The 264-nt window shown below is 66.7% G+C and carries 1 protein-coding gene; it reads right to left on the minus strand.

The window, feature by feature from the left end; all coding sequences use genetic code 11:
- On the minus strand, positions 1 to 214 hold a 214-nt coding region (gene earP, locus SB751_RS31680), incomplete at its 3' end, for an elongation factor P maturation arginine rhamnosyltransferase EarP (protein ID WP_410749231.1).
- Positions 215 to 264: the final 50 nt, after the last annotated feature.

A 264-nucleotide genomic window follows, 5' to 3' on the forward strand; every position in this document is an offset into this window, starting at 1 on the left:
GTTGCGCGAAGGTGCGCAGATCGTCGACGAAGATGCGCATCTGCCAGCCGTGCTCGTGCGCGAGCTGGCGCGCGAGGCGCCAGCACACGCCGATGTCGCCGAAGTTGTCGATCACGGTGCAGAAGAGGTCGCATGCGATCGGTTCGCCGGTCGAGCGCGGCGAAGCGATGGCGGGGACGGAGTCGGAGCCGGAGGCGGGCGTGGTGCGGGACATCGAAGCGGGCCGGTGAATGCTCTAAACTGGCGATTCTAATGGACCCGTTC

This window comes from Cupriavidus sp. SIMBA_020 (assembly GCF_046535395.1).
GTDB lineage: Bacteria > Pseudomonadota > Gammaproteobacteria > Burkholderiales > Burkholderiaceae > Cupriavidus > Cupriavidus campinensis.